This is a genomic window from Nostoc sp. (genome assembly GCF_036917555.1).
Lineage (GTDB): Bacteria > Cyanobacteriota > Cyanobacteriia > Cyanobacteriales > Nostocaceae > Nostoc.
This window is the reverse complement of sequence record NZ_JBALDD010000012.1, coordinates 103,933-109,932: the sequence shown is the minus strand read 5'-3', so window position 1 is coordinate 109,932 and position 6,000 is coordinate 103,933. Positions and strand designations below refer to the sequence as shown.

4 protein-coding genes are annotated in these 6,000 nt (G+C 43.0%); 1 reads left to right on the top strand and 3 read right to left on the bottom strand.

What is annotated here, in order from left to right; all coding sequences use genetic code 11:
* Positions 1–532 (top strand): tetratricopeptide repeat protein (locus V7K60_RS04970; protein ID WP_334923436.1); only part of this gene is annotated, 532 nt, incomplete at its 5' end.
* A 544-nt stretch (positions 533–1,076) separates the two neighbouring features.
* Here V7K60_RS04970 and V7K60_RS04965 read toward each other — a convergent pair.
* The 3 genes from V7K60_RS04965 to V7K60_RS04955 form a co-directional block, all read right to left on the bottom strand.
* Positions 1,077–2,840, bottom strand: a complete 1,764-nt coding sequence (locus V7K60_RS04965) for a Rieske (2Fe-2S) protein (RefSeq protein WP_334923434.1) — start codon at positions 2,838–2,840, stop codon at positions 1,077–1,079.
* A 417-nt stretch (positions 2,841–3,257) separates the two neighbouring features.
* A complete protein-coding gene (locus V7K60_RS04960; protein ID WP_334923432.1) occupies positions 3,258–5,711 on the bottom strand; it encodes an ATP-dependent Clp protease ATP-binding subunit in 2,454 nt (817 codons plus the stop codon).
* Entirely contained in the window at positions 5,704–5,940 is a 237-nt protein-coding gene (locus V7K60_RS04955) for a hypothetical protein (RefSeq protein WP_334923431.1), read from the bottom strand. Before V7K60_RS04955 ends, V7K60_RS04960 begins: the two co-directional genes overlap by 8 nt.
* Positions 5,941–6,000 lie beyond the last annotated feature (60 nt).

Here is a 6,000-nt window from a genome sequence, read left to right as displayed (position 1 = left end):
CTACTCCCAAGAAAAATACAGTGAAGCCGAACCTTTGTTCCAGCAAGCTTTGGAACTGAGACAACGCTTGCTGGGAGAGGAACATCCAGATTTTGTACAAAGCCTGAACAACCTAGCAGTACTTTACTACTCCCAAGAAAAATACAGTGAAGCCGAACCTTTGTTCCAGCAAGCTTTGGAACTGAGACAACGCTTGCTGGGAGAGGAACATCCAGATTTTGCACAAAGCCTCTACAATCTGGCAGGACTCTACTACTCTCAAGGAAGATACAGCAAAGCTGAACCTTTGTACCAAAAAGCTTTAGAACTGAGACGAGGTTTACTGGGAGATGAACATCCTAACGTTGCACAAAGCCTCAACAGCTTGGCAGCACTCTACCATTCCCAAGAAAAATATAGCAAAGCGGAACTTTTTTTAATACAAGCTTTAGATATTTTTGAGCGAAAGTTAGGGTTGGATCATCCTGATACTATTACTACTCGTGATAATTTAGCAGATTTGCGCGATCGCATCCCCCCAAATCAAGAATAGACTACATGGGGATACAAATTTACAGGTTTTGTGCAAAGCATACCGTGATAAAACTGAAAAGCGCGTTAGCGTTCCTGTACCGTTCCAAAGGAAAGGTATCGCTTAGACTGAAACTCATATTGAATTAAGTAAAAATGCCTGATTACTTATGCAAAAGCAGCTTTTACTTTCTCAAAAGCAGCTTTTAATCTCGCATTTTAGTGTTTTCCACAAACAAAAGCAGCTTTTACTTCTTCAAAAGCAGCTTTTAATCTCGCATTTTAGTGTTTTCCACAAGCAAAAGCAGCTTTTACTTCTTTAAAAGCAGGTTTGAATCTCGCATTTTAGTGTTTTCCACAAACAAAAGCTGCTTTTGCTTTCTCATTTTAGTGTTTTCCGCAAGCAAAAGCAGCTTTTACTTTCTTAAACCCCAGTTTGCTTACTCATTAGAGTAATTCACGCATTCATTTTGGTATATCATTGAGCCGAAAGAAAAGCGTAGGCGTAGCCCGTCGTAAACATCGCTCTAGAAAATAGGATACAGTTCAAATTCTCTACTTTCCGGTCATGATTCCTCAAATAAGCGATCGCCTTGATGTAAACGTTCCGCAATTTGATAAGTTTGTCCTTGAGATCGCATTGTCGGAGAATGAGCAGCTAAATACCGAGACGCAGCCACTAGTATATGAATTCCAGCCGAAGTTTGACCGAGGAAAGAATACTGACGAAAAGCGGCTTCTATTTCTTGAATGACATGAAAATCACGGTTTTCTCGCAGCATCAATTTCCCCAGTTTTGCCATCAGTCTTTCAGCACTACCACCACTGTATAAATAATTAGCAACTAATTGCCCTGTCTGGTTTACTTGCTGCTGACGGTTTAATAAATCCGGTAGCTGCTGGAGTAATTGTTCGGGATTTTCTACGATGTCTTTGGGTTCTGGCAGCCTTGCTGGTGGGACATTCAAAAAACGATTTAAATATACACTCATCGCCGCATCAAACACACCTCTTAGTAGTTCGACCGTTGGTACTCTTCGTAAAGCTTGATGTACGGCATTTGCAAACGTAAATGGATGGTGGGCTGAATTCCAATCTCCAAAGTCATTATTAGTATGGAAACGAGCTACTCTTAATGCTGCTGTATAAGTAACTACACCAGCTAATTGTTCTTCAGTACAACCTGCTTTCAGTGCATTCAACAGCGAATTTGCGATCGCTTGTGGGTCTTCACCCAATAAAATTGGTACTAGTTCATCTGCTTGTGACCAATTTCCTTGTCGAGATTTTCCCACACTTAATACAGTCGGTAATTGCTCAAAAGCTGACTCTAATATTGCCACCAAATCTACAGGGTAGCGCCAGGAATTGGATTCTTCCATCCGCGAAGCATTGGCTAAACCCGAAACTAGGCTAGCCAAAATTGATTCTGCTGCTTGCCAAGCTGTAGTATCAAGTGCTTCTAATGCTTTATTGATAAAATCAAGCGTATGCCCAACATCAAGATAGCGACGATCTGTGGCAGCACAGAACAGCATATCTGCTATTTGCTTTGAATTAGCTCCCAAACGAACAGCAGATACTAAACATCTTTGTGCTGCTTCAGTATCCCGTACCTGAATAAATTGGCGAAACCAGTTTTTGAGAGTTGCAAAATCTACTTTTGAGTTGGGTAATGGGTGAACAACAAACTCTGGTGGCGCACCTGCACTATCATTAGCTACTGCCGACAGTCCGTGAAATAAAGCACGAGGTTTGTCTTCTACATCGAGATAAGGTAGTAGATTCATCATACAGGTGTGGATAGTCAAACCTGAACTCCAACCCGCTTTGTTATAACGAGTGCCAAATTCTAGCCCCATGAGAAATGGTTCTGTCGGGTTCACTCCTATATCTAAAAGTGCGAGCGTTGATTTTGCAATCACTAAAGAAATATTCTGCTCTAAACCGTCTAGCAGACGTTGGCGGTGGTGAGCATGAGGGTTAACTGGTGGTGCTAAATTTATCCAAACTTCACCATCACGGATTTCTACTGGGAAACAAGGAACATCATCTGCCCACGAGTCAAACGTTCCACCACTAGCAAGATCAAAGCGGGCATAATGCCAAGGACAGGTAACAATACCATCTTTGCAAGTGCTTCCTTGTAAGGGAAAGCCCATGTGAGGACAACGGTTATCAATTGCGTAAACTGTATTATTTGAGTAAAACAAAGCAATCGTATGCTTTTCCTTGTGGACTAACAAACTGCCTGCTGCCTGAACTTCCGCAAGTTGAGCAACACGGATATAATCGTCTGTTTTCGTCACATCTTCAAATATTTGAGTCATTTAATTACACATAGGTAAATATCAAATCCCTTATTTCTACTCTGACAAAGTTTTTCCAATTTGAGCATTTGTGCATTCTAATTTTTGTTAACTAAGGGAACTCCAAAAAATAAACTATCCAATTTTTGAAATTTTCCTTCCCCTGCTCCCTACTCCCCTGCCGTAAAAGTGATGGGATATTTTTTTATTTGGAAGTCCCTTATTGCCATATCCTAAAACTGATTATAAACAGTGGATAAGTGGATATTGACCACTCAAAAGGAATCGCATAAAAAACCCCTAGCATTTCTACTAGGGGTGGGAAATAATACCATTTCACTTGATGTTTGTCTGAGATGACCCTGTTTATGCCTCTGCTCTACGCAAAAGGCTGGAGTGTTTCTCAAATATTACAGTAAAAAGCGATCGGGTATAAAATTAGCCAACATTTGCCAAGAGCAATTCTCGTTTTTCTGATTTTTGTACTCTCACTTGAGAGTCATCATCAACATCGATAAGGGCTGTGTCTCCATCTGTAATTTCACCAGATAGCATTGCTTCGGCGAGAGAATCTTCTAAAAGACGCATAATTGCCCGACGTAATGGCCTAGCGCCATAGCTGGGGTTATAACCCTCTTGTACCACAAGCTCTTTGAAGCGATCGCTAACTTCTAAGATAATTCCCTTTTCTGTCAAGCGATTAGCAACATCGCGGAGCATAATTTCAGCGATTTGCTTAACTTCATCCTTGGAAAGCTGGGTGAAGACGATAATCTCATCAAGACGGTTAAGGAACTCAGGACGGAAGTAAGCTTTCAATTCCTCATTTACCAAGGTGCGGATGCGGTTATAACTAGCGTCGGCTTGAGTGTCAAAGTCAAAGCCTAAACCACTACCACCTTTTTCAATCACCTTGGAACCGATGTTAGAAGTCAAAATGATCAGCGTGTTCTTGAAGTCCACTTTCCGACCTTTGGCATCGGTAAGATGACCGTCATCCAAGAGTTGCAGTAGCATATTGAATACATCAGGATGTGCTTTTTCGATTTCGTCGAATAGCAGCACTGAGTATGGTTTCCGGCGCACGGCTTCTGTAAGTTGTCCGCCTTCGTCGTATCCTACATAACCAGGAGGCGAACCAATCAGTTTGGCGACGGTATGGCTTTCCATGTATTCGGACATATCTAGCCGAATCATCGAGTCTTCCGCGCCGAAGAAGTAGGCAGCTAGTGCCTTCGCCAATTCTGTTTTACCAACTCCAGTGGGGCCGGAGAAGATAAAGCTAGCAATGGGACGATTGGGATTTTTCAAGCCAACGCGGGCGCGACGGATACCGCGAGATACAGCCGAGACTGCTTGCTCTTGTCCGATGAGCCGCTGATGCAGAGTGTCTTCTAGGTGTAGGAGTAACTCTGACTCAGATTCAGTTAGCTTATTAACTGGTACGCCAGTCCAAGAAGCAACGATTTGAGCGATGTCTTCTTCGTCAACTACGCTAGAGTTGACAGGTTGCTCGTTTTGTGAAAACGTTGCTTGCAGTTGTTCTGCAAGTTTTAACTCTTGGTCGCGTAGTTGTGTAGCTTTGTCAAAATCTTGGACTCTGACTGCTGCTTCTTTTTCTTTGGTAACGCCAGCGAGTTCACGCTTCAGTTCTTTATTGGGAGAACTTTGGGAGTTCCGTAGACGAACGCGAGAACCAGCTTCATCAATCAAGTCTATTGCCTTATCTGGCAAGAAGCGATCGCTAATATAGCGGTCTGATAATTCTGCTGCTGCGACAAGTGCTGCATCCAAAATTGTGACTTTGTGGTGTTGTTCATAAGCACCGCGCAAGCCGTAGAGAATTTGTACGGTTTCCTCTACCGATGGTTCCCCGACCTTAATCGGTTGGAAACGACGCTCTAGGGCAGCATCACGCTCAATATGCTTACGATACTCATCAAGGGTAGTTGCGCCGATGCACTGGAGTTCACCCCGTGCTAAGGCAGGTTTAAGAATGTTGGCTGCATCCAAACCACCTTCTGTACCACCAGCGCCAACCAAGGTGTGAATTTCGTCAATCACCAAGATGATATTGCCTACAGTGCGGACTTCTTCCACAACTTTTTTGATGCGTTCTTCAAAATCGCCACGGAAGCGAGTTCCAGCTACCAACGACCCCATATCGAGGCTGATAACTTGCTTGTCTTGTAAGTTTTCAGGAACATCCTGGTTGATAATCCGTTGAGCTAGACCTTCTGCGATCGCAGTTTTACCAACTCCTGGTTCTCCAATCAACACTGGGTTATTCTTAGTGCGGCGACCGAGAATTTGGATTGCCCGCTCAATTTCCTTCTCACGACCAACTACGGGGTCGAGTCTGCCTTCTTGGGCTAATTTGGTCAAATTTCTGCCAAATTCTTCCATTGTTAGCGGTTGGGTGCGCTTTTGACTACCACTACCAGCAAAAGCTGGTGCATTTTCACCCAAACGGCGAACTATGGCACTGCGGACACTCTTGAAGTCAACCCCTAGATTTTGTAGTACTTTGGCGGCGACACCTTCACCAGCCTCGGTTAATCCTAAGAGTAAGTGTTCAGTGTTTATGTAATTCTGTCCTAGACTATGAGCTTCTTTAAACGATTGCTCAAAGAGGCTTTTCACTTTAGGAGTAAAAGGAATTTCTGGTGGTACAAAGCCAGAACCCCTACCAATAATTTTTTCTACCTCGCGACGTGCATCTTTGAGGGTAACGCCTAATTCAGCTAGCACTTTAGCAGCAACCCCAGTTCCTTCTCCCATCAAACCCAGGAGAATTTGCTCAGTTCCTACGAAGTTATGTCCCAGGCGACGTGCTTCCTCCTGAGCTAACATAATTACTCTAATGGCTTCGGAAGTGAAGTGTTCAAACATAATGGGTTATTGCTCCCTCGCTGCTTGGACTTTGGGTGAGATAAAATTCACCCTCATCTAAAGTTTTTTGTATTTTCTTAAGGACTAATGTAACTTTATTTAAAGTTAAGTGGCAGTGGTGAGAGCCGTAAGACATCAGGTGTACTTGCCGTCTAGTAGGAGTGCTGAGTGGAGTACGGAAAAATTCAATAGTTGCAAAGTTGACAGTTAAGTTTTCGGTATTTGACAATTTTCTTTTGTCTGTTTTATTTTCCACTGTCAGCTAAACTTAAAATTCAGGACTTAGCAC